This window comes from Cellulosimicrobium sp. MI9406, assembly GCF_040595865.1.
In the GTDB taxonomy this organism is placed as follows: Bacteria; Actinomycetota; Actinomycetes; order Actinomycetales; family Cellulomonadaceae; genus Cellulosimicrobium; species Cellulosimicrobium funkei.
The window spans coordinates 1-23,131 of record NZ_JALIZI010000002.1; the positions used below are offsets into that span (position 1 = coordinate 1).

21 protein-coding genes are annotated in these 23,131 nt (G+C 74.0%); 6 read left to right on the forward strand and 15 right to left on the reverse strand.

Annotation, left to right across the window (positions count from 1 at the left end):
* The 6 genes from MT994_RS03155 to MT994_RS03180 form a co-directional block, all read right to left on the reverse strand.
* On the reverse strand, positions 1–340 hold a 340-nt coding region (locus tag MT994_RS03155; protein WP_354805102.1), incomplete at its 3' end, for an SIP domain-containing protein.
* Between the two features lie 99 nt (positions 341–439).
* A complete protein-coding gene (locus MT994_RS03160) occupies positions 440–1,216 on the reverse strand; it encodes an SMC-Scp complex subunit ScpB (RefSeq protein ID WP_338077488.1) in 777 nt (258 codons plus the stop codon).
* Complete coding sequence (locus MT994_RS03165) at positions 1,213–2,142, reverse strand: ScpA family protein (RefSeq protein WP_354805103.1); 930 nt, start codon at positions 2,140–2,142, stop codon at positions 1,213–1,215. Before MT994_RS03165 ends, MT994_RS03160 begins: the two co-directional genes overlap by 4 nt.
* Positions 2,126–2,941 (reverse strand): AAA family ATPase, encoded by an 816-nt coding sequence (locus MT994_RS03170; protein ID WP_051028084.1) that lies wholly within the window; start codon positions 2,939–2,941, stop codon positions 2,126–2,128. Before MT994_RS03170 ends, MT994_RS03165 begins: the two co-directional genes overlap by 17 nt.
* Positions 2,942–3,258: 317 nt before the next feature.
* Positions 3,259–4,212, reverse strand: coding sequence for a site-specific tyrosine recombinase XerD (xerD, locus tag MT994_RS03175; RefSeq protein WP_085387888.1), 954 nt, complete (start codon positions 4,210–4,212; stop codon positions 3,259–3,261).
* A 30-nt stretch (positions 4,213–4,242) separates the two neighbouring features.
* Positions 4,243–5,271 carry a heme o synthase gene (locus MT994_RS03180; RefSeq protein WP_255218746.1) on the reverse strand — a complete coding sequence of 343 codons (1,029 nt, stop codon included), beginning with the start codon at positions 5,269–5,271 and terminating at the stop codon, positions 4,243–4,245.
* A gap of 353 nt (positions 5,272–5,624) precedes the next feature.
* On the opposite strand from MT994_RS03180, the gene tkt reads away from it, so the two are divergent.
* The 6 genes from tkt (at position 5,625) to MT994_RS03210 (ending at position 13,235) form a co-directional block, all read left to right on the forward strand.
* Positions 5,625–7,787, forward strand: a complete 2,163-nt coding sequence (gene tkt, locus MT994_RS03185) for a transketolase (protein WP_354805104.1) — start codon at positions 5,625–5,627, stop codon at positions 7,785–7,787.
* Positions 7,788–7,908: 121 nt separating this feature from the next.
* The gene (gene tal, locus MT994_RS03190) at positions 7,909–9,048 is read left to right on the forward strand and encodes a transaldolase (RefSeq protein ID WP_354805105.1); all 1,140 of its coding nucleotides are present in this window, start codon (positions 7,909–7,911) and stop codon (positions 9,046–9,048) included.
* A gap of 144 nt (positions 9,049–9,192) precedes the next feature.
* Positions 9,193–10,734, forward strand: coding sequence for a glucose-6-phosphate dehydrogenase (gene zwf / locus MT994_RS03195; RefSeq protein ID WP_076404798.1), 1,542 nt, complete (start codon positions 9,193–9,195; stop codon positions 10,732–10,734).
* A 103-nt stretch (positions 10,735–10,837) separates the two neighbouring features.
* Positions 10,838–11,755, forward strand: a complete 918-nt coding sequence (gene opcA / locus MT994_RS03200; RefSeq protein WP_034655766.1) for a glucose-6-phosphate dehydrogenase assembly protein OpcA — start codon at positions 10,838–10,840, stop codon at positions 11,753–11,755.
* On the forward strand, positions 11,752–12,546 hold the full coding sequence (gene pgl / locus MT994_RS03205; protein WP_354805107.1) for a 6-phosphogluconolactonase: 795 nt from the start codon (positions 11,752–11,754) through the stop codon (positions 12,544–12,546). Before opcA ends, pgl begins: the two co-directional genes overlap by 4 nt.
* Positions 12,543–13,235: an O-methyltransferase gene (locus MT994_RS03210; RefSeq protein WP_354805108.1), complete on the forward strand. Its 693-nt coding sequence runs from the start codon at positions 12,543–12,545 to the stop codon at positions 13,233–13,235. Before pgl ends, MT994_RS03210 begins: the two co-directional genes overlap by 4 nt.
* 28 nt (positions 13,236–13,263) lie before the next feature.
* Here the strand turns inward: MT994_RS03210 and MT994_RS03215 are convergent, their stop codons facing one another.
* The 9 genes from MT994_RS03215 to uvrC form a co-directional block, all read right to left on the reverse strand.
* Positions 13,264–13,611: an RNA polymerase-binding protein RbpA gene (locus MT994_RS03215; RefSeq protein WP_021481809.1), complete on the reverse strand. Its 348-nt coding sequence runs from the start codon at positions 13,609–13,611 to the stop codon at positions 13,264–13,266.
* A 130-nt stretch (positions 13,612–13,741) separates the two neighbouring features.
* Entirely contained in the window at positions 13,742–13,984 is a 243-nt protein-coding gene (gene secG, locus MT994_RS03220) for a preprotein translocase subunit SecG (protein WP_021481808.1), read from the reverse strand.
* Positions 13,985–14,192: 208 nt separating this feature from the next.
* Entirely contained in the window at positions 14,193–14,990 is a 798-nt protein-coding gene (tpiA, locus tag MT994_RS03225; protein WP_021481807.1) for a triose-phosphate isomerase, read from the reverse strand.
* Between the two features lie 72 nt (positions 14,991–15,062).
* On the reverse strand, positions 15,063–16,262 hold the full coding sequence (locus MT994_RS03230; protein WP_354805109.1) for a phosphoglycerate kinase: 1,200 nt from the start codon (positions 16,260–16,262) through the stop codon (positions 15,063–15,065).
* Positions 16,263–16,419: 157 nt separating this feature from the next.
* Entirely contained in the window at positions 16,420–17,424 is a 1,005-nt protein-coding gene (gap, locus tag MT994_RS03235; RefSeq protein ID WP_021481805.1) for a type I glyceraldehyde-3-phosphate dehydrogenase, read from the reverse strand.
* Positions 17,425–17,786: 362 nt separating this feature from the next.
* Complete coding sequence (whiA, locus tag MT994_RS03240; RefSeq protein WP_034655142.1) at positions 17,787–18,767, reverse strand: DNA-binding protein WhiA; 981 nt, start codon at positions 18,765–18,767, stop codon at positions 17,787–17,789.
* A 139-nt stretch (positions 18,768–18,906) separates the two neighbouring features.
* Positions 18,907–19,872, reverse strand: coding sequence for a uridine diphosphate-N-acetylglucosamine-binding protein YvcK (gene yvcK / locus MT994_RS03245; protein ID WP_354805110.1), 966 nt, complete (start codon positions 19,870–19,872; stop codon positions 18,907–18,909).
* A gap of 8 nt (positions 19,873–19,880) precedes the next feature.
* Complete coding sequence (rapZ, locus tag MT994_RS03250) at positions 19,881–20,867, reverse strand: RNase adapter RapZ (RefSeq protein WP_021482824.1); 987 nt, start codon at positions 20,865–20,867, stop codon at positions 19,881–19,883.
* A 19-nt stretch (positions 20,868–20,886) separates the two neighbouring features.
* Entirely contained in the window at positions 20,887–23,001 is a 2,115-nt protein-coding gene (gene uvrC / locus MT994_RS03255) for an excinuclease ABC subunit UvrC (protein ID WP_194522719.1), read from the reverse strand.
* Between the last annotated feature and the right edge of the window lie 130 nt (positions 23,002–23,131).

Below are 23,131 nucleotides of genomic sequence, written 5' to 3' on the forward strand. Positions count from 1 at the left end.
GGCGGGGCGCCGTCCGCCACGGGGTCCGGCGGCCCGGCTCGCGGGGCGGGCGCGGGGCGCCCGCGGGCGCGACCAACGAGCGGGCGGTGGCGCGGGCGTGCAGCGGGAGGGCCGGGGGCGCGGGCGCGTGGCCGACCGCGAGGACGCCCTGGACGGGCGCGTCGACCGGGCGCTCGGCGAGGAAGCGGCGGAACGCGGGCAGCGCGGTCTCGTCGCCCGCGAGCAGGGCCCAGTCGACGTCGTCGTGCCACACGGTGGAGGCCTTGGGGCGGACGAACCACAGGGCGGCGCCGGGGCGCGCCGCCCGCGCGTGCGCCGTCGCCGCCCCGCGGGCCGCCACGACGCGCGTCGCCGTTCCCGCCGCGGCGTGCGTCGCCCGCCCCGTCGCGGGGCGTGCGCCCGCGCCCTCCGTCGCCGGAGCGGCGTCCGTCCTTCGAGCTCATGCGTGTCCTTCGTCCGTCGGTTCCTGCGTGACGTCGTGCGTCACGCCGGGTGTCGTGGCGGTCGGCGCCGGTGCGCCGTCCGCGTCGTCAGCCGCGACGTCGGGAGCGTCCGTCGGCGCCGCGACGCCCGTCGGCCGCGCGGGAGCGCGCAGGTCGGCGAGCCCGTCGAGGCCCTCGAGGTCGTCCATGTCCGGCAGGTGCGGCGCGAGCGGGGGGAGCTCGTCGAGCGACGTGAAGCCCATGCGCTCGAGGAAGTACCCCGTGGTGCCGAAGAGGCCGGCGCCGGTGTGCGGGTCCTGGCCGACCTCGGCCACGAGCCCGCGCGCCACGAGCGTGCGCACCACGCCGTCCACGTTGACCCCTCGTACCGCCGACACCTGGCCGCGGCTGACCGGTTGACGGTACGCGATCACGGCCAGAGTCTCCAACGCCGCCTGCGTGAGCCGGGCCGTCTGGCCGCCCTGCACGAACCGGCCCACGACCTCGGCGTGCGCGGGCGCGGAGTACACGCGCCACCCGCCGCCCGCCGCGCGCAGCTCGAACCCGCGGGGCCGACCGCCGTCGTCGCCGCGGTACTCGGCCGCGAGCTCGTGCAGCGCGTCCAGCACCTCGTCGACCGGGACCGCGAGCGCCGCCGCGAGCTCGACCGGCGGGATCGGCTCGTCCGCGACCATGAGCACGGCCTCGAGCGCGGACGGCAGGCCGCCCGGGAGGTCGTGCACGGCGGGCGGGCGGGTGTCGTCGGGGGCCGGGCCGTCGTCGGGCTGCGTCACGCGGGGACCTCCTGGTCGGTGGCGGCGAGGGCGGCCGCCGGGTCGAGCTCGTCGCCCTCGTCGAACTCGCTGCCGACGTCGGCGAGCGGCGGCTCGGCCGCGTCGTCGTCGCCCGACCACCGCACGGTGAGCTCGCCGAGCGGCGTCACCTGGTCGAACGCGACGAGCGCCTGGCGGAACAGCTCGAGCAGCGCGAGGAACCGCGCGACGACCACGGCCGTCTCCCCCGCGTCGGCGACGAGGGCGCGGAACGTGGTCGTGCCGTGGCTGCGCACGCGGTCGACGACGATCCCCGCCTGCTCGCGCACGCTGACGGCCGGGGCGTGCAGGTGGTCGAGCGAGACGCCGGGCGGGGGCGCCTTGGGGGCGAGCGCGCGGGCCGCGAGCACGGCGAGCTGGTCCGGACCCATGGTCCACACGAGCTCGGGCAGCAGCGCGGCGAGGTGCGGCTCGAGCTGCACGACGCGCGGGAACCGGCGCCCGGCGCTCTCGAACCGCTCGGCGAGCAGGCCCGACACGTCCTTGTACGCGCGGTACTGCAGCAGCCGGGCGAAGAGCAGGTCGCGGGCCTCCAGGAGCGCCAGGTCCTCGTCGTCCTCGACGCTGCCCGTCGGCAGCAGCCGGGCGGCCTTGAGGTCGAGCAGCGTCGCGGCGACGACGAGGAACTCGCTCGCGGTGCCGAGGTCCCAGCCGGGGTGGTCCTCCCCCGCGGCCCGCGCGACGGCGGCGGCGCGCTCGGCCGCGCGGATGTACGCGATGAAGTCGTCCGTCACGCGCGCGAGCGCGACCTCGGTGATGTCGAGCTTGTGCTTCGTGATGAGCGACAGCAGCAGGTCGAAGGGCCCGCTGAAGTTGTCGAGCCGGACCTCGAACCCGGCCCGCGCGGGCGGCTCGGTCGGTGGTGGCGGCTCAGGCGGCGTCGCCACGGGCGACCAGCTCCCGGGCGAGCTGCCGGTACGCGACGGCGCCCGGGTGGTTCGGCGCGTACACGGTGATGGGCTCGGCCGCGACGGACGCGTCCGGGAACTTCACGGTGCGCCCGATCACGGTGTGGAGCAGCTTGTCGCCGAACGCCTCGTGCACGCGCGCGACGACCTCGCGCGAGTGCAGCGTCCGCGAGTCGAACATCGTGGCGAGGATGCCGTCGACGTCGAGGCGCGGGTTGAGCCGGTCGCGCACCTTCTCGATCGTCTCGACGAGCAGCGCGACGCCGCGCAGCGCGAAGAACTCGCACTCGAGCGGGATGAGCACGCCGTGCGCGGCGGTGAGCGCGTTCACGGTGAGCAGGCCGAGCGAGGGCTGGCAGTCGACGAGGATCACGTCGTAGTCGTCCACGACCGGGCGCAGGACGCGCGACAGGACGGACTCGCGCGCGACCTCGCCCACGAGCTGCACCTCGGCGGCCGAGAGGTCGATGTTCGCGGGCAGCAGGTCGAGGTTCTCGACGTCGGTGCTCACGAGCACGTCGTGGATGTCCGCGCCGCGCTCCATGAGCAGGTTGTAGACGGTGCGGTCGAGCTCGTGCGGGTTGACGCCGAGGCCGACGGACGCGGCGCCCTGCGGGTCGAAGTCGACGAGCAGGACCTTGCGCCCGTACTCGGCGAGCGCGGCACCGAGGTTGATGGTCGTCGTCGTCTTGCCGACGCCGCCCTTCTGGTTGCACATGGCGATGATGCGGCCCGGGCCGTGCGCGGCGAGCGAGGCCGGGACGGGGAACTCCGGCAGGGTGCGGCCGACGACGTCGACGCGCGGCTCGGCGGCGGCACGGTCCTCGGGCTGCGCGACGGGGCGGTCGGCGGGAGGCGCCGCGTCCCCCTCGGCGGAGGTCTGCGGGACGACCGGACGGACGGCGTCGCCGTGCGAGCCGTGCGCGCCGCGCGTCTCGGGCTGGGTCTCGGCCTGGCTGCTCACGTCCGCCACGGTATCGCAGGACCTCGCCCGGTCCCGTGCGTACGCGCCCGCGCGCCGCGTTCCGGGAGGACGTGGCGCGGCGGTACTGGCGGCGGTGCTGGGGGGCGCTATGGCCCCGTCGCGGCGCGGGATCAGCCCAGCGCGCGGGGGTGGGCGGCCGCGTAGACCTCGCGCAGCGTGTCGGGCGTCACGAGCGTGTAGATCTGGGTCGTGGTGACCGACGCGTGGCCCAGCAGCTCCTGCACGACGCGCACGTCCGCGCCGCCGGCGAGCAGGTGGGTCGCGAACGAGTGCCGCAGGGTGTGCGGCGAGATGCGTTCGGGGTGCTCGATCCCGGCGCGCTCGGCCGCGGTGCGCAGCACGGCCCACGCGCTCTGCCGGGACAGGCGCGCGCCGCGCGTGTTGAGGAACACCGCGGGCGTCCCCCGCCCGTTCGCGGCGAGCGCGGCGCGCCCGCGCACGAGGTAGGCGTCGAGGGCGCGGCGCGCGAACGACCCGACGGGCACCACGCGTTCCTTGCCGCCCTTGCCCAGGAGGCGCACGGCGCCGCTGTCGAGGTCCAGGTCGTCGACGTCGAGGCTCACCGCCTCGGTGATGCGCGCGCCGGTCGAGTACACGAGCTCCAGGAGCGCGCGGTCGCGCAGGGGGCCGGGCCCGTCCCCGACGCCGGACGCCTCGAGGATGCGTGCGACCTCGTCGGTCGAGATGGCCTTCGGCAGCCGCCTGCCCTGGGCGGGCGGACGGACGTCGGCCGACGCGTCGGCGTCGGCCAGGCCCTCGGCCGCGCAGAAGCGGTGCCAGCCGCGCACGGCCGCCACCGACCGGGCGGTCGACGACGGCGACAGGGGCGCGCCGCCGTCGGCCCCGGTCCGCAGCGCGGTGACGTAGTCGGCGACGTCGTCCGCCTCGACGTCGCGCACGGCGTGGTTCCCGCGCGACGCGAGGAACGCGACGTAGCGCGCGAGGTCGCGGCGGTAGGCCGCGACCGTGTTGGCGGACAGCCCGCGCTCGACGGCGAGGTGCGCCAGGTACTCGCGCGCGGCGCGGTCCAGCGCCTCGGGCACGTGGGCCTCGCCGGGGCTCATGGCGTCACTGCCCGCCCGGGACGACCGGGCTCACAGCGGCAGGAAGACGTCGACCGCCACCGCGACGAAGAGCAGGGTCAGGTACGTGATGGACGCGTGGAAGACCTTCATCTCCCCCACCTTGCCGCCCTTGCCGTCGGCCTTGTCGCGCGCCCGGCGCAGCATCGTCACGCACGACGACAGGAACCAGGCGCCCAGGGCCGTGGCCACGACGCCGTAGACCCAGGTCATGCCGGCGAGCGGCCACAGCGCGAGGGACGAGGCGACCATCGCGACGCCGTAGAGGATCATCTCGCGCGCGACCCGGCTGTCGTCCGCGACGACGGGGAGCATCGGGACGCCCGCGTTCGCGTAGTCGCGCTTGAACTTCATCGACAGCGGCCAGTAGTGCGGCGGGGTCCAGAAGAAGATGACGAGGAACAGCGCGAGCGCCGCCCAGCTCAGCGAGCCCGTGACCGCCGACCAGCCGATGAGCACCGGCATGCAGCCCGCGATGCCGCCCCACACGATGTTCTGCGGGGTGCGGCGCTTGAGGATCATCGTGTAGCCGACGACGTAGATCGCGATCGCCCCGAACGTCAGCCACGCGGACACGACGTTGACCAGCAGCGCGAACCAGACCAGCGACACCACGCCGAGGACGGTCGCGAACACGAGCGCCGCGCGCGGGGTGATCTCGCCCGTGACGAGCGGACGCCGCTTGGTGCGGTTCATGACCTCGTCGATGTCGCGGTCGAGGTAGCAGTTGTAGACGTTCGCGGAGGCCGCGGCGAGCGTGCCGCCGACGAGCGTCGCGAGGATGAGGCCCAGCCCGGGCAGCCCGCCCTGCGCCAGGAACATCGTCGGGACCGTCGTGACGAGGAGGAGCTCGATGATGCGCGGCTTGGTGAGGGCGACGTAGGCGCCGACCCGCTCGCGCAGGGCGCGCGTCGCGCGGGCGGCCTCGGCCGTCGGGGCGACGGGGGTCGCGGGGGCCGTCGGAGAGGACGGCTGCTGGGTCGACGCGGCGCTCGACGGGCTTCCGGTCCCGTCGATCGGTGCCTGGCTCGTGGTGTGCACGCGCTTCGGTGTTCCGTTCTGAGGTGGGGGGCGAGCTGGGACGGACCGCCGGTCGTCCTCGCTCATCGTACGTCCCCGCCTGCGCGGGGGCCGACCGGACGGGCCGGGCGATTGTGTGACATCCGACCGAAATCCAGCACGTGGGCACCGCCCGGCCGGGAACGGCGCGCGCGTATAGGCTGGTGCCCGCGACCGTCCCGCGTCGGACCGCCCGCCACGGACGTGGCCTCCGGGCCGCGCGACGGGCACCGGGCCGCCCCGCCCCCTGAGGCGCGAGGCCGGGAAATGTTCAACGGTTGCTTCGAGTTGTCGCGAGGATCCGGGGCGCGCGCTCCGGACGGGAATGAGGTTCGGTGAACGCGTTGTCCCCTGCTCACACGCCCCTGGACTGGACGGACCTGGACGACCGGGCCGTCAAGACGATCAAGGCGCTCGCCGCCGACGCCGTGGAGAAGGTGGGCAACGGCCACCCGGGCACCGCGATCTCGCTGGCCCCCGCCGCGTACCTGCTGTTCCAGAAGGTCATGCGCCACGACCCGTCCGACGACCACTGGGTCGGTCGTGACCGGTTCGTGCTCTCCGCGGGCCACTCGTCGCTGACGATCTACCTCCAGCTCTTCCTCGCCGGGTACGGCCTGGAGATGGAGGACATCGAGGCGCTGCGCACGTGGGGCTCCAAGACCCCCGGCCACCCCGAGTACAAGCACACCCGCGGCGTCGAGATCACGACCGGCCCGCTCGGCCAGGGCCTCGCGTCGTCGGTCGGCATGGCGTTCGCGGCGCGCCGCGAGCGCGGCCTGCTCGACCCGTCCACCACGCCGGGCGAGTCGCCGTTCGACCACCACGTGTACGTCATCGCCTCCGACGGCGACCTGCAGGAGGGCGTGACGAGCGAGGCCTCCTCGCTCGCGGGCCACCAGCAGCTCGGCAACCTGGTCGTGATCTGGGACGACAACAAGATCTCGATCGAGGACGACACGGACATCGCGTTCACCGAGGACGTCCTCGCGCGCTACGCCGCGTACGGCTGGCACACCCAGCGCGTCGACTGGACCAACGGCGGCACGGGCTACGCGGAGGACGTCGACGCGCTGCACGCCGCGATCGAGGCCGCCAAGGCCGAGACGGGCAAGCCGTCGATCATCGCGCTGCGCACGATCATCGGGTACCCGTCGCCCACGAAGCAGAACACCGGCGGCATCCACGGCTCCGCCATGGGCGCCGACGAGATCAAGGGCCTCAAGGTCGAGCTCGACCTCGACCCCGAGGCGAGCTTCGCGATCGACGACGAGGTGCTCGCGTACACGCGCGCCGTCGGCGAGCGCCAGGCCGACGCCCGCGCCGCCTGGGACCGGGCGTTCGAGGCGTGGAAGACGGCGAACCCGTCCGGCGCGGAGCTGCTCGACCGCCTCTCGCGCCGCGAGCTCCCGGCCGGCTGGGAGGACGCGCTGCCCACGTTCGAGGCGGGCAAGGCCGTCGCGACGCGTTCCGCGTCCGGCAAGGTCCTCACCGCGCTCAAGGACGTGCTGCCCGAGCTCTGGGGCGGCTCCGCCGACCTCGCGGGCTCGAACAACACGACGATGGACGGCGAGCCGTCGTTCGTGCCGGCCGAGCACGCGACGAAGAAGTTCCCGGGCCACGAGTACGGCCGCACGCTGCACTTCGGCATCCGCGAGCACGCCATGGGCGCGATCCTCAACGGCATCGTCCTGCACGGCGGGACGCGCGCCTACGGCGGCACGTTCCTCCAGTTCAGCGACTACATGCGTCCCGCCGTCCGGCTCGCCGCCCTCATGGAGATCCCGACGACGTTCGTGTGGACGCACGACTCGATCGGTCTCGGCGAGGACGGCCCGACGCACCAGCCCGTCGAGCACCTCGCGGCGCTGCGCGCGATCCCGGGCCTCGACGTCGTGCGCCCGGCCGACGCGAACGAGACCGCGTGGGCGTGGCGCACCGTGCTCGAGAACACCGAGCGGCCGGCAGGCCTGATCCTCACGCGCCAGAACGTGCCGACGTTCCCGCGCGGGACCGACGGCTATGCCGACGCGTCCGGCACGGCGCGCGGCGGCTACGTGCTGCTCGACACCGAGGGCACGCCGGACGTCATCCTCATCGGCACCGGCTCCGAGGTGCAGCTCGCCGTCGAGGCGCGCGAGATCCTCGCGGCCGAGGGCGTGCAGGCGCGCGTCGTGTCGCTGCCGAGCCGCGAGTGGTTCGACGGCCAGGACGACGCCTACCGCGAGTCGGTCCTGCCGTCCGCCGTCCGCGCGCGCGTCTCGGTCGAGGCGGGCGTCGCGCAGGGCTGGCGCGAGCTCGTCGGCGACGCCGGCCGCTCCGTGAGCCTCGAGCACTACGGCGCGTCCGCGGACTACCAGGTGCTGTACCGCGAGTTCGGCATCACGTCCGAGGCCGTCGCGACGGCGGCGCGCGAGTCGATCGCCGCGGCGCGCGGCGACGATGCCCCGGGCGCCGAGCCCACCCCCTCGGAGGGCGGCACTGGCGACCTGCGCTGACCCTTCGTAGATTCCGAGGTGGGGCCGTGCACGCGGCCCCACCTCGGGACACCCCGGACGACCGCCACGAGCGGCGACCCGGGCGCACGCCCGCAGCGAGAGCACCACGAGAGGAAGTCCGATGACGCAGCCCACCACCGTCCCCGGCCCCATCGAGCAGCTCACGGGAGCGGGCGTGTCGATCTGGCTCGACGACCTCTCCCGAGAACGGCTGCGCACCGGCAACCTCGCCGAGCTGGTGGCGACGCGCGGCGTCGTCGGCGTGACCACGAACCCCACGATCTTCGCGTCGGCGCTCGCGAAGGGCGACGCCTACGACGCCCAGCTCGCCGACCTCGCGGCCGCGGGCACCGACGACGCGGCCGTGGAGGCCGCCGTCGAGCGCATCACGACGGACGACGTGCGCGCCGCCGCCGACCTCCTGCGCCCCGTCTACGACGCCACCGACGGCGTCGACGGGCGCGTCTCGATCGAGGTCGACCCGCGCCTCGCCCACGACGCCGACGCGACAGTCGTCACGGCCGAACGTCTGTGGCGCACGATCGACCGCCCGAACGTCTACATCAAGATCCCGGCGACCGTCGCGGGCCTCGACGCGATCACGCGCACGCTCGCGCAGGGCATCAGCGTCAACGTGACCCTCATCTTCTCCCTCGCGCGCTACCGCGCGGTCATGGAGGCGTTCGCGATCGGGCTGGAGCAGGCGCGCGCCGACGGCGTCGACCTCGCGCCCGTGGGCTCCGTCGCCTCGTTCTTCGTCTCGCGCGTCGACACCGCGGTGGACGCCGCGCTCGAGAAGGTCGGGACGCCCGAGGCGCTCGACCTGCGCGGGCAGGCCGCCGTCGCGAACGCGCGCCTCGCGTTCGAGGCGTACGAGGAGTTCCGTCAGACGGACCGCTGGCGCTCGCTCGTCGCGTCCGGCGCGCAGCCCCAGCGACCCCTGTGGGCCTCGACGGGCGTGAAGAACCCCGAGTACCGCGACACGATGTACGTCGACGAGCTCGTCACGGACGGCGTCGTGAACACCATGCCCGAGGCGACGCTCCAGGCGTTCGCGGACCACGGCGTCGTGACGGGCGACACGATCACCGGCACGGCGACCGCGTCGCGGCGCACGATCGAGACCGTCGAGTCGTTCGGCGTCTCCCTCGTCGAGGTCACCGACCGCCTCGAGGCCGAGGGCGTGCGCAAGTTCGAGGACAGCTGGACCGAGCTCCTCGCCACGACGCGCGACAACCTCCGCCGCCTCGCCTCCTCCTGACCTCCGGCGCGCGGCCGGCGTCCCGGCCGCGCGTCCGACCTGCGGGAACGGCGGCGCACCCCGTCGCGACGCCCCTATGATCCGCAGACGCCCCAGTCCTTCTGCAGTCCTCCGACCCCTCCCCGAACGGAACGGTGCCACCAGGTGAGACCGGCCAAGATCACGCCAGAGCACAACCCTCTGCGCGACCCCCTCGACCTGCGCCTGCCCCGGATCGCGGGCCCGTGCGGGCTCGTCATCTTCGGCGTCACGGGCGACCTCGCCCGCAAGAAGCTCATGCCCGCGGTCTACGACCTCGCCAACCGCGGCCTGCTCCCCCCGGGCTTCGCGCTCACGGGCTTCGCGCGCCGCGACTGGGAGGACCAGGACTTCGCGCAGGTCGTGCACGACGCCGTCAAGGAGCACGCGCGCACGCCGTTCCGCGAGGCGACGTGGCGCCAGCTCTCCGAGGGCATCCGGTTCGTCCAGGGCTCGTTCGACGACGACGAGGCGTTCGAGCGCCTGCGCGAGACGGTCGAGACGCTCGACGCCGAGCGCGGCACGGGCGGCAACCACGCGTTCTACCTGTCGGTCCCGCCGAGCGCGTTCCCCGTCGTGTGCCGCCAGCTCGCCGAGTCGGGGCTGTCCCGCTCGGCGGAGGACGCCTGGCGCCGCGTGGTCATCGAGAAGCCGTTCGGCCACGACCTCGCGAGCGCGCGCGAGCTCGACGCCGTCGTGTCGGAGGTCTTCCCGCCCGACTCGGTCTTCCGCATCGACCACTACCTCGGCAAGGAGACGGTCCAGAACCTCCTGGCCCTGCGCTTCGCCAACCAGATGTTCGAGCCCATCTGGAACGCGAACTACGTCGACCACGTGCAGATCACGATGGCCGAGGACATCGGCATCGGGGGCCGCGCCGGCTACTACGACGGCATCGGCGCCGCGCGCGACGTCATCCAGAACCACCTGCTCCAGCTGCTCGCGCTCGTCGCGATGGAGGAGCCGGTGTCGTTCGACGCGCCCTCCCTGCGGGCCGAGAAGATCAAGGCGCTCTCCGCCGTGCGCCTGCCGCGCGAGCTGTCCCGGCACACGGCCCGTGGGCAGTACGCCGCCGGCTGGCAGGGCGGCGAGGAGGTCATCGGCTTCCTCGAGGAGGACGGCATCCCCGACACCTCCACCACGGAGACGTACGCGGCGATCCGCGTCGACATCGACAACCGCCGCTGGGCGGGCGTCCCGTTCTACCTGCGCACGGGCAAGCGCCTCGGGCGTCGCGTGACCGAGGTCGCCGTCGTGTTCAAGAAGGCGCCGCACCTGCCGTTCGAGAGCTCGCAGGCGTCGGACCTCGGGAACAACGCGCTCGTGATCCGCGTCCAGCCGGACGAGGGCGTGACGATGCGCTTCGGCGCCAAGGTCCCGGGCACCGCGATGGAGGTCCGCGACGTGACGATGGACTTCGGCTACGGGCACGCGTTCACGGAGTCCTCGCCGGAGGCGTACGAGCGTCTCATCCTCGACGTCCTGCTCGGCGACCCGCCGCTGTTCCCCACGCGCGAGGAGGTCGAGCTCTCGTGGAAGATCCTCGACCCGATCACCGCGCACTGGGCCGCGAAGGGCAAGCCCGAGCCGTACCGGTCGGGCACGTGGGGGCCGGAGTCCGCCGACGCGATGCTCGCGCGCGACGGCCGCGCCTGGCGGCGCCCGTGACCGCCCCGGCGCCCGCCGAGCGGGCCGCGCGCACCCGAGAGACCCCCCGACCCCGTCGTGCGCCGGTACGCGGCACGACCCTCCGACCGGCGAGGACCCCGCGATGATCATCGACCTGCCCGACACGACGACGAACGCGGTGAACAAGCGCCTCGTGCGCCTGCGCGACGAGGGCGGCGCGATCGCGCTGGGCCGCGTCCTCACGCTCGTCGTCATCGCGCGCGAGTCCGACGTCGAGACGTCGATCGAGGCCGCGAACGACGCGAGCCGCGAGCACCCGTGCCGCGTCATCGTCGTCGCGCCGTCCGGGCGCAGCGCGACGCCGCACCTCGACGCGCAGATCCGCGTCGGCGGCGACGCCGGCGCGTCCGAGGTGGTCGTGCTCCGCACCGCCGGGCCGCTGCTCGAGCACGCGGACACGCTCGTCATGCCGCTCCTGCTGCCCGACGCGCCCATCGTCGTGTGGTGGCCGGGCCAGCCGCCCGCGTCCCCCGACGACGACCCGGTCGGCGCCATGGCGCAACGGCGCATCACCGACTCGATCACGGCGAAGGACCCCGAGGCGACGCTCGCGCAGCTCGCGCAGACGTACGGCCCGGGCGACTCCGACCTCGCGTGGGCCCGCGTGACGCTGTGGCGCGGCCTCATCGCCGCGGCGCTCGACCAGCCGCCCTACGAGCCGGTGACGAGCGTCGTCGTCGAGGGCCAGGCGAAGCACACGTCGCTCGACCTGCTCGCCGCGTGGCTGGGCTCGCGCCTGCGCTGCCCGGCGCAGGTGGTGCGACGGCGCGGCGCCGAGGCGATCACGCGCGTGACCCTCGAGCGCAAGAGCGGGCCGATCGTCCTCGACCGCCCCGACGGCCGCACGGTGACGATCAGCCAGCCGGGCAAGCCCGACCGCCGCGTCGCGCTGCCCATCCGGACGCTCAGCGAGGCCCTCATCGAGGAGCTGCGCCGTCTGGACCCCGACGAGATCTACGGCGAGGTGCTCACCAAGGGCCTGCAGAAGGTGGGCGCGTGACCGCCGCGGGGCCGGGCACCCCGGCGCGCCTCGTCGTCGTGCACCCCGACGCCGGCGTGCTCGCCGAGGCGGTGGCGTCGCGGCTCGTGACCCGCCTGCTCGACGTGCAGTCGGTCCGCCGGCCCGTGCACGTCGTGCTGACGGGTGGGACCGTCGGGATCGCGAGCCTGGCCGCGCTCGCGCGCCACCCCGCGCGCGACGCCGTCGACTGGTCCGGTGTGCACGTGTGGTGGGGCGACGAGCGCTTCCTCGCGTCCGGCGACGGCGAGCGCAACGAGACGCAGGCGCGCGAGGCGCTGCTCGACCACCTGCCGCACCTCCCGCCCGAGAACGTGCACCCGATGCCGGCCGCGGACGCGGCCGCGACCCCCGAGGAGTCGGCGACCGCGTACGCGGCGACGCTCGCGGAGCACGCGCCGGACGGCGAGCAGGTCCCGGCCTTCGACGTCCTGCTGCTCGGCATGGGCCCCGACGGCCACGTCGCGTCGCTCTTCCCCGGCCACCCCGGGCTCGACGTCACGGGCGCCCCGACGGCGGGTGTCCACGGCTCCCCCAAACCGCCGCCCGAGCGCGTCACGCTGACGTTCGAGGCGATCGCGCGGGCCCGTCAGGTGTGGGTCGTCGCGGCGGGTGCCGAGAAGGCGCCCGCGGTCGCGTCGGCGCTCGCCGGCGCGCCGCCGCGCGAGACCCCGGCCGCCGCGGTCGCGGGGACGGAGGCCACGCTGTGGCTCGTCGACGTCGCCGCGGCCGGCACCGGGACCCCGACCGAGACGGACGAGGGTCGCGCGTGACGACCGGCGGCGAGCACCCGGCGGACCCCGCGGCCACGTGGGAGGCCGTCGACGCGTACTTCGCGCCCCTGGTGGCCGAGGACGACGTGCTCGCCGCCGCGTCGGCGCGCGCCCGGGACGCCGGGCTCCCCGAGATCCAGGTCTCCCCCGCCCAGGGTCGGCTGCTGCAGCTTCTCGCGCTCGCGTCGGGCGCGCGGCGCATCCTCGAGGTCGGCACCCTGGGCGGTTACTCGACGATCTGGCTCGCCCGGGCCCTGCCTGCCGACGGGACGCTCGTCACGTGCGAGATCGACCCGGCGCACGCCGCCGTCGCGCGCGAGTCGCTGGCCTCGGCCGGGCTCTCCGGGACGGTCGACGTCGTCGTCGGACCGGCCGCGGACACGCTGCGGGTGCTCGTCGCGGCCGGCGCCGCGCCGTTCGACCTCGTGTTCGTCGACGCCGACAAGCCCTCGAACCCGGTCTACCTCGACCTCGCGCTGCGGCTCTCGCGTCCCGGGACGCTCCTCGTCGTGGACAACACCGTCCGCGGCGGGGCCGTCGCGGACGCGGCGAGTACCGACCCGAACGTGCTCGGCGTGCGGGAGATGGCGGACCGCGTCGTCGCGGACCCGCGCCTCGATGCCACGGCCGTGCAGACCGTCGGGTCCAAGGGCTACGACGGCTTCGTGCTCGCGCGCGTGCGCGGCTGAGCCGCTACCCGTACCGCCCGGGCGGGGTTCAGCGGCCGCGGCGGGCGCGCAGCGCGGCGAGCGCCTCGTCGAGGATCGCGACGCCGTCCTCGTCGCTGCGCCGCTCCTTCACGTACGCGAGGTGCGTCTTGTAGGGCTCGTTGCGCGACGGCGTCGGCGGGTGCTCCTGGTCCTGACCGGCCGGGAACCCGCACCGCGGGCAGTCCCAGGTCTCCGGCGCCTCGATGCCCGCCTCCGACGAGAAGCTGGGTCGCGTCTCGTGGCCGTTGGCGCACCAGTACGACACCCAGAAGCGCGGCGCGATCTCGCCGCGCTCGGACTCCCCGAGCGGTCCCGCCCCGACGCGCGACCCTCGGATCGCGTTACCACCTGCCACGTGCTCTCTCCCCCGTCCGTGCCGCCGTCGGCACTCGTTCCTGCCCGGACCGCGCGACCGTGCGCGGCTTGCCCCCTGCCGACCGCGGACTCTCCTGCCGTCCCGACGACGCCCCGGTGGGCGCGTGCGGTCAGACGACCTTCTGGAGGAGACCCAGGAGCACGATGACGACGGCCCAGACGAGGGCGAACGCCACGGTGATGCGGTTGAGGTTGCGCTCGGCGACGCCGGAGCTGCCCACGGAGCTCGAGATCCCGCCGCCGAACATGTCGGAGAGGCCGCCGCCCTTCCCCTTGTGCATGAGCACGAGCAGGGTGAGGAAGGCGCTGGTCAGCACCAGCAGGATCTGGAGGATGATGCGCAGCACGTCCACGAGTACGTCCTTGAGGCTCAGGGCCGGCCCGACCGATGTCGGGACCGACCGCACGGTTGTCGTGCACGGGCGTGACCCGCGGCACAGGGGACAAGAGTAGGCGACGTGGGGCCGCCGCGGCCAACCCCGTCCGCCGTCGTCCCCGGACGGCGGCCGACGGCCCCGGGACGCGGTCCCGGGGCCGTCGGTGCGGGGTGCGAGGCGGAGGTCAGGCGCCGGTCGCGTGCGACTGGTAGCGCGCGATCTTCGCGAACTCCTCGGGGTCGAGGCTCGCGCCGCCGACGAGCGCGCCGTCGACGTCCGGCTGCGCCATGATCGCGGCCACGTTCGACGACTTCACCGAGCCGCCGTACAGGACGCGCGTCGCGTTCGCGAGGTCCGCGTCGTACAGGTCGCCGAGGGCGCCGCGGATCGCACCGCAGACCTCCTGGGCGTCCTCGGGCGTCGCGACCTCGCCCGTGCCGATGGCCCACACGGGCTCGTACGCGATGACGAGCGTCGCGAGCTGGGGGGCGGGGATGCCCGCGAGGGCGCCCTCGACCTGGGCGAGCGTGTAGGCGATCTGCTCGCCGGCCTTGCGCACGTCCAGGCCCTCGCCCACGCACAGGATCGGGGCGATGCCCTGACCCACGGCGGCGACGATCTTCTCGTTCACCAGGGCGTCGGTCTCGCCGTGGTACTGGCGGCGCTCCGAGTGCCCGATGGCGACGTAGCTCACGCCGAGCTTGGCCAGCATCGACGCCGAGATCTCGCCCGTGTACGCGCCCTCGGCGTGCGCCGAGACGTCCTGCGCGCCGTACTTGAGCTCGAGCTTGTCCGCGTCCACGAGCGTCTGCACCGACCGGAGGTCGGTGAACGGCGGCAGCACGGCGACCTCGACGGCCGCGTAGTCGTGCTTCGCGTCCTTGAGGGTCCACGCGAGCTTCTGCACGGTGTGGGTCGCCTGGTGGTGGTCCAGGTTCATCTTCCAGTTGCCCGCCATGAGCGGGGTGCGGGTGTTCGCCACGGGTCCTTCTTCTCTCTGTGGGGCCCGCGCCGCCCGCGGGAGCGGGCGGCGCGGAGGGGTACGGAGGGGCGGTCAGCCCTCGAGGACGGAGATCCCCGGCAGGTCCTTGCCCTCGAGGAACTCGAGGCTCGCGCCGCCACCGGTCGAGATGTGGCTGAAGCCCGCCTCGTCGAAGCCGAGGATGCGGACCGCGGCGGCCGAGTCGCCACCGCCGACGATGGTGAACGCGCCGTTCGCCGTCGCGTCGACCAGGGCCTGGGCCACGGCGCGCGTCCCGCCCGAGAACGCCTCGAACTCGAACACGCCGGCGGGGCCGTTCCAGACGACGGTCTTCGCGTCGACGATCTTGCTCGCGAAGAGCTTGGCCGACTCGGGGCCGATGTCGAGGCCGATCTTGTCGGCCGGGATCGCGTCCGCGGCGACGACCTCGTGCGGCGAGTCCGCGGCGAACGCGTCGGCCACCACGATGTCCGTCGGCAGGACGATCTCGACGCCGTTCTTCTCCGCGTCCGCGAGGTAGCCCTTGACCGTGTCGATCTGGTCCTCCTCGAGGAGGGACTTCCCGACGCCGTAGCCCTTCGCCGCGAGGAACGTGAACACCATGCCGCCGCCGATGAGCAGGCGGTCCGCCTTGGTGAGCAGGTTCGCGATGACGCCCAGCTTGTCGGAGACCTTCGAGCCGCCGAGCACGACCGCGTAGGGCCGCTGCGGGTCCTCCGTCGCCTTGCGCAGCGAGTCGACCTCCTTGAGGACGAGCTCGCCCACCGCGGACGGGAGCACCTGCGCGACGTCGTAGACCGACGCCTGCTTGCGGTGCACGACGCCGAAGCCGTCGGAGACGAAGACGTCCGCGAGCTGCGCGAGGTCGCGGGCGAGCGCCTGGCGCTCCGCGTCGTCCTTCGACGTCTCGCGCGGGTCGAACCGGATGTTCTCCAGCAGCGCGACCTCGCCGTCGCCGAGCGCGGCGACCGTCTCGCGCGCCGAGTCGCCGACGACGTCCTGCGCCAGGTGCACCGGCACGCCGAGCAGCTCGCCCAGGCGGGCCGCGACGGGCGCGAGGGAGTACTTCGGGTCCGGCTCGCCCTTGGGGCGGCCGAGGTGCGCGGTGACGATCACCTTCGCGCCCGCGTCCGTCAGCTTCCTCAGCGTCGGGAGCGCGGCGCGGATGCGCCCGTCGTCCGTGATGGTCGTCCCGTCGAGCGGGACGTTGAAGTCGGAGCGGACGAGGACGCGCTTGCCGCGCAGGTCGCCCAGGGAGTCGATGGTCTTCATGCGGTCTCCTACGGTTCTGTCGCCGTCGTGCGGGACGCCTGCCGGCAGCCGGCTCGGCCCGCACATGAGGACGTCCGCGTGCGCGTCACCGGGCGGTGCCGGGACGCGCACGCGGACGCATGGTGCTACGCAGGGATGTGCTGCGTCAGCAGGTGGCTCAGAGCTTCTCGCCGACCAGGGCGGTCAGCGCGACGAGGCTGTTCGAGTAGCCCCACTCGTTGTCGTACCAGGAGACGACCTTGACCTGGTCGCCGATCACCTTCGTGAGCTTCGAGTCGAAGATGCTCTGGTGCGGGTTGGTGACGATGTCGCTCGACACGATCTCGTCGTCGACGTACTCGAGGATGCCCTTGAGCGGGCCCTCGGCCGCCGCCTTGAGCGCGGCGTTGACCTCGTCGACCGTGACCTCGCGCGAGGCGGTGAAGGTGAGGTCGGTCGCCGAGCCCGTGATGACCGGGACGCGCAGCGCGTAGCCGTCCAGCTTGCCCTTGAGCTCGGGCAGGACGAGCGACACGGCCTTGGCCGCACCCGTCGAGGTCGGGACGATGTTCTGCGCGGCGGCGCGGGCACGACGCAGGTCGCGGTGCGGGCCGTCCTGGAGGTTCTGGTCACCCGTGTAGGCGTGGATCGTGGTCATGAGACCACGCTCGATGCCGATCGAGTCGTTGAGCGCCTTGGCCAGCGGGGCGAGGCAGTTCGTGGTGCACGACGCGTTCGAGATGATGTGGTGCGCGGCCGGGTCGTACTGGTCCGAGTTCACGCCCATGACGAACGTGGCGTCCTCGTTCTTGGCCGGGGCCGAGATGATGACCTTCTTGGCGCCGGCGTCGATGTGCGCCTTCGCCTTGGTCGCGTCGGTGAAGAAGCCGGTCGACTCGATGACGATGTCGGCGCCGAGCTCGCCCCACGGGAGGTTCGCCGGGTCGCGCTCCGCGAGCGCACGGATCTTCTTGCCGTCGACGATGATGTTGTCGTCGTCGAAGTCCACGCTCAGCGGGAAACGGCCGAGGACCGTGTCGTACTTGAGCAGGTGCGCGAGCGTCTTGTTGTCCGTGAGGTCGTTCACGCCGACGATCTCGATGTCGGCGCCCGACTCGACGATGGCGCGGTAGAAGTTCCGTCCGATACGACCGAAGCCGTTGATACCGACGCGGATGGTCACAATGCCCTCCTCAGGGCGCGCCGGTTGTCCCGACGCACACGGTTGATGCCGAACGATCACGTACGCCGTCGTACGCAGGTGGTGATCGCGCCCGTGCCCCGCTGCCCGGATCCCGGCACAGCACCCTCCGTGCTCGTGGACCGTCACGGCGACAGCCGGGACCACCCACGCCCACGAGGGGTGTCAGCGAAGGAGCACGTCGTTGTCACCTGACACTGACGAGCCTATACCAACACCACTCCGTCATGTGACCTGAATCCCATGCTTCGGGACCATCGTCCCGCCGGTGCGTGACGTCCAGGGGACGGGCGCCACGGTGGCGGCCGAGCGGCGCGACGGTCGCGGGCGGAGGGCCGCGCTCCTCAGAGGTCGAGCAGCTCCGGGCTCAGCCCCGCCTCGGTGTCCGGGATGCCGAGCTCGGCGGCGCGCTTGTCCGCCGTCGAGAGCAGGCGCCGGATGCGCCCCGCGACGGCGTCCTTGGTGAGCGGCGGGTCCGCGAGCTGACCGAGCTCCTCCAGCGACGCCTGCTTGTGCGCGAGGCGCAGCTCGCCGGCCTCGCGGAGGTGCTCCGGCAGGTCGGGGCCCAGGATCTCGAACGCCCGCTCGACCCGGGCGCCCGCCGCGACGGCGGCGCGCGCCGAGCGGCGCAGGTTGGCGTCGTCGAAGTTGGCGAGCCGGTTCGCCGTGCCGCGCACCTCACGACGCGCGCGCCGCTCCTCCCAGACGAGGACCGCCTCGTGCGCGCCGAGGCGCGTGAGCAGCGCGCTGATCGCGTCGCCGTCGCGGATCACCACGCGGTCGATCCCGCGGACCTCGCGCGACTTGGCGGACACCCCGAGGCGCCGGGCCGCGCCGACGAGCGCTAGGGCCGCCTCCGGGCCGGGGCACGTGATCTCGAGGGCCGACGAGCGCCCGGGCTCCGTGAGGGACCCGTGGGCGAGGAAGGCGCCGCGCCACGCGGCCTCGGCCTCCTCCACCCCGCCGGAGACGACCTGCGGGGGCAGCCCGCGCACGGGCCGGCCGCGCTGGTCGAGGAGGCCCGTCTGGCGGGCCAAGGACTCGCCGTCGCGCACGACCCGCACGACGTACCGGCTGCTCTTGCGCAGCCCCCCGGCGGACACCACGATCAGCTCGCTCGTGTGGCCGTAGACGTCGGCGATGGTCTCGCGCAGGCGCCGCGCGGCGATGGCCGTGTCGAGCTCGGCCTCGATGACCACACGACCCGAGATGAGGTGCAGGCCGCCCGAGAAGCGGAGCATCGCGGACACCTCCGCCTTGCGGCACGAAGTCTTGTCCACCCGCAGTCGTGCCAGCTCGTCCTTCACCTGTGCCGTGAGCGCCATGCGGGACATCCTGCCACCGATGGGAGCGTGTCGCGGCGGCGTCCCGGAGCGCGGGGGCGGCCGTCGCGGTGTCCGGCGCGCACCCGGGCCCGGCCCTCTCGCGCGCCTGTCCACGACGGGCGCTGGAGGCGGCGAGGGCTCAGCGGGCGGGCGAGCCGACGTCCCCGAGGACGTCGTCGAAGACGTCGCGGTAGGCGGCCGCGAGCCGCAGCGCGTCGTGCCGCGGCGTGCCGTCGCCCCGGCGGACCTGGCGCAGCAGGAGCCGGGCACCCGTGCGCGCCGCGGCCTCCGCGAGCTGCTCGGTGTCCTCGACGGCGGACGGGTCGGCCACGACGGCGTCGATCCGCAGCTCCGGAGCGTGCTTGTGCAGCACCTCCAGGTGCTCCGTCGCGGTGAGCCCGAACGTCTCCCCCGTCTCGCTCGACAGGTTGAGCGTGACGCACCGGCGCGCCGAGGTCTCGTGCAGCGCGCGTGCGAGCTCGGGGACGAGCAGGTGCGGCATCACCGACGAGAACCACGACCCGGGACCGAGCACGACCCAGTCCGCCTCCTCCACGGCCCGCACCGCCTCCGGGCACGCGGGCGGGTCGGCGGGCACGAGCCGGAGCTGCTCGATGCGGTCGTGGGTGACCGCGACGCGGCTCTGCCCGACGACCGTCTCGAGCCGGCCCTGCGTCCAGACGTCCGCCTCGATCCGCAGCGGCACGGCCGCCATGGGGAGCACGCGGCCCCGCGCCCCGAGGAGCTTGCCCACCCAGTCGAGACCGGCCACCGGGTCGTCGAGCAGCTCCCACAGCGCGACGATGAGCAGGTTGCCCACCGCGTGGTTGTCGAGGTCGCCCTCCGACGTGAACCGGTGCTGCAGGAGCGCGCTCCACGTGCGGCCCCACTCGGAGTCGTCGCACAGGGCCGCGAGCGCCATGCGCAGGTCTCCCGGCGGCAGGACGCCGAGCTCCTCGCGCAGGCGCCCTGAGGAGCCGCCGTCGTCGGCGACGGTGACGACCGCCGTGAGACGGTCGGACATGAGCCGCAGCGCCGACAGGCTCGCGGAGAGCCCGTGGCCGCCGCCCAGGGCGACGACGGCGGGGTTGCGCAGGCTGACCACGGCGCCGGTCACTCCTTGCCGAGGTCGCGGGCCGTGACGATGACGCGCTGCCCCTGGGCGCGCAGGCGTGCGGCGATCGCCTCGCTGATCGCGACGGACCGGTGCTTGCCGCCCGTGCAGCCGACGGCGATCGTCACGTACCGCTTCTCCTCCCCCAGGTACCCGGCCAACACGGGCTCGAGCGCGTTCACGTACCGGTCGACGAACTCGAGCGCGCCGGGGCGCCCGAGCACGTAGTCGCGCACGGGCGTGTCCCGGCCGGTGAGGTGGCGCAGCTCGGTGATCCAGTAGGGGTTGGCGAGGAACCGCACGTCGACCACGTGGTCCGCGTCGAGCGGCAACCCGTACTTGAACCCGAACGAGACGACGTTGATGCGCAGCGTCTCGGGGGTGCCGTCGGCGACGGCGGCGCGCACCTCGCGCGCGAGGTCGTGCACGGTGAGCTCGGACGTGTCGATGACGACGTCGGACCGCTCCTCCAGGCTCGCGAGCAGACGGCGCTCCTCGGCGAGACCGTCGAGGATGCGCCCCTCCCCCTGCAGCGGGTGCGGGCGCCGGACCTGCTCGTAGCGCCGCACGAGCACCTCGTCGGACGCGTCGAGGAACAGGATGCGGTAGAACACGCCGCTCTGGCGCAGGTGGTCGAGCACCTCGACGAGGTCGGTGAAGAACTCGCGCCCGCGCACGTCGACGACGGCCGCGATGCGCTCGAGCGTCGAGCCGGACCGCGTCATGAGGTCCACGAGCGGGACGATCATGCGCGGCGGCAGGTTGTCGACGACGTACCAGTCGAGGTCCTCCAGCACGGCGGCGGCCCGGGTGCGGCCGGCACCCGACATGCCCGTGATGATGAGCACCTCGGCCTCGCTCGGCTCGGGGGCGTGGGTCGCGGCCTCGATCGCGGGGATGCCGCTGGGGACGGTGGTCGGGGAGGGCTCCGGCACGCGGGCAGGCTGGCCCTGCGGGCTGAGGTCCGGGGTCGGCTCCGAGGTCATGCCCCCAGCATGCCAGCCGTCACGCGCGGGCCGCGGCCTCGTCCTGCGCCGGAGTGTCCTGCGAGGTCCGGTCGTCCGTGGTCCCGCCGCCGAGTGCCGCGACGACGGCCTGCGCCGTCCGCTCGCCCATGCCGCGGACGCTCGCGATCTCCTCGACGCTCGCGGCGCGCAGCCGCTTGAGGGAGCCGAAGTGCTTGAGGAGCGCGGTGCGCCGCGCCGGGCCGAGGCCGGGGACGTCGTCGAGCGCCGAGGCCGTCATGCCCTTGCTGCGCTGCCTGCGGTGCTGGGCGATCGCGAAGCGGTGCGCCTCGTCGCGGACGCGTTGGAGCAGGTACAGGCCCTCGGAGGAACGCTGGAGGATGACGGGGTACTCCTCCCCCGGCAGCCAGACCTCCTCGAGCCGCTTGGCGAGGCCGCACAGCGCGACGTCGTCGATGCCGAGGTCGGCCAGGGCGCGCGCCGCGGCGGCGACCTGCGGCGGGCCGCCGTCGACGACGACGAGGTTCGGCGGGTACGCGAAGCGCGCGCGCCGGTCCACGGGCGCGTCGGGGTCGACCTCGCCGCTGCGCGGCACGTAGCCCGCCGCCTCCGCGGCACGCTCCGCCCGGCGCGCCGCGGCGTCGGACCCGTCGGCGACGTCGTCGGCCTCGAGGTCCAGCTCGACCTCGCCCGAGCGCGAGCGGTCGGACAGGTAGCGCTTGAAGCGGCGCGAGATCACCTCGTACATCGCCGCCGTGTCGTCGGCCGCGCCGTCGCCGTCCGGGCCGCGGACCGTGAAGTGCCGGTACTCGCTCTTGCGCGCGAGCCCGTCCTCGAAGACCACCATCGAGGCGACCTGGTACGTGCCCTGGTTGTGCGAGACGTCGTAGCACTCGATGCGCAGCGGCGCCGTCTCGAGCTCGAGCGCCTCCTGGATCTCGCGCAGCGCCTGGCTGCGGGTCGTGAGGTCGCCCGCGCGCCGCGTGCGGTGCAGCGCGAGCGCGTGCTCCGCGTTGGCGCGGACCGTCGCGGCGAGCTCCTTCTTGTCGCCGCGCTGCGGCACCCGGACGTCGACCCGCGCGCCCCGCAGCCCGGAGAGCCACGTGGTGACCTGGTCGGTGTCCGGCGGCAGGACGGGCACGAGGACCTCGCGCGGCACGGCGTCGCGCGCGAGGTCGCGCCCGGCGCGCGTCCCGGCGTCCGCCGCGACGGCCTCCTCCGCCGCGCCGTACACCTGCTGGAGCAGGTGCTCGACGAGCTCGGCGTCTGTGACGTCCTCGACCTTCTCGACGATCCAGCCGCGCTGACCCCGGATGCGACCGCCGCGCACGTGGAACACCTGGACGGCCGCCTCGAGCTCGTCGCCCACGAGCGCGAACACGTCCGCGTCGGTGCCGTCGCCGAGGACGACCGCGTTCTTCTCCGTCGCGCGCTGGAGCGCGGCGATGTCGTCGCGCAGGCGTGCCGCGGCCTCGTACTCCATCGCGGCTGCGGCCTCGTTCATCTTGCGCTCGAGCCGGCGCACGAACCGCTGCGTGTCGCCCGCCATGAAGTCGCAGAAGTCCTCGGCGAGCGCCTTGTGGTCCTCGGGCGTGATGCGCCCGACGCACGGCGCCGAGCACTTGTCGATGTAGCCGAGCAGGCACGGCCGGCCCGTCTGGTGGGCGCGCTTGAAGACCCCCGCCGAGCACGTGCGCACGGGGAACACCCGCAGCAGGAGGTCGAGCGTCTCGCGGATCGCCCACGCGTGGCCGTAGGGCCCGAAGTACCGCGTGCCGGGCCGCTTCGCGCCGCGCATCACCTGGGCGCGCGGGAACTCCTCGCCCATGGTCACCGCGAGGTACGGGTACGACTTGTCGTCGCGGTACTTGACGTTGAACCGCGGGTCGAACTCCTTGATCCACGTGTACTCGAGCGCGAGCGCCTCGACCTCGGTGCCGACGACCGTCCACTCGACCGACGCGGCCGTCGTGACCATCGTCTGGGTGCGGTGGTGCAGGTTCGCGACGTCCTGGAAGTAGTTCGACAGGCGCGCGCGCAGGTTCTTGGCCTTGCCGACGTAGATCACACGGCCGTGCTCGTCGCGGAACCGGTAGACGCCCGGCGAGGTGGGGATCTCCCCCGGCGCAGGGCGGTACGTCGCGGGATCTGCCATGTTCTCCAGCCTAGGTCAGGCCACCGACGCCGGTGGCTCGGGTGTGGGGCGACGCGGGGACGCGGGACGACGGACGCGGTGGCGCGGGGACGGCGCCGTGTGACGCGCGTCACCGGCCGTTAGGGTGGCG

Excerpts from the sequence above, each read along its gene's own strand:
- whiA (WP_034655142.1), bottom strand. The coding sequence starts at position 18,767 with ATGGCGCTCACGGCACAGGTGAAGGACGAGCTGGCACGACTGCGGGTG.
- uvrC (WP_194522719.1), bottom strand. The coding sequence starts at position 23,001 with ATGGCAGATCCCGCGACGTACCGCCCTGCGCCGGGGGAGATCCCCACC.
- xerD (WP_085387888.1), bottom strand. The coding sequence starts at position 4,212 with ATGAGCCCCGGCGAGGCCCACGTGCCCGAGGCGCTGGACCGCGCCGCG.
- rapZ (WP_021482824.1), bottom strand. The coding sequence starts at position 20,867 with ATGACCTCGGAGCCGACCCCGGACCTCAGCCCGCAGGGCCAGCCTGCC.
- tal (WP_354805105.1), top strand. The coding sequence starts at position 7,909 with ATGACGCAGCCCACCACCGTCCCCGGCCCCATCGAGCAGCTCACGGGA.
- opcA (WP_034655766.1), top strand. The coding sequence starts at position 10,838 with ATGATCATCGACCTGCCCGACACGACGACGAACGCGGTGAACAAGCGC.
- MT994_RS03230 (WP_354805109.1), bottom strand. The coding sequence starts at position 16,262 with ATGAAGACCATCGACTCCCTGGGCGACCTGCGCGGCAAGCGCGTCCTC.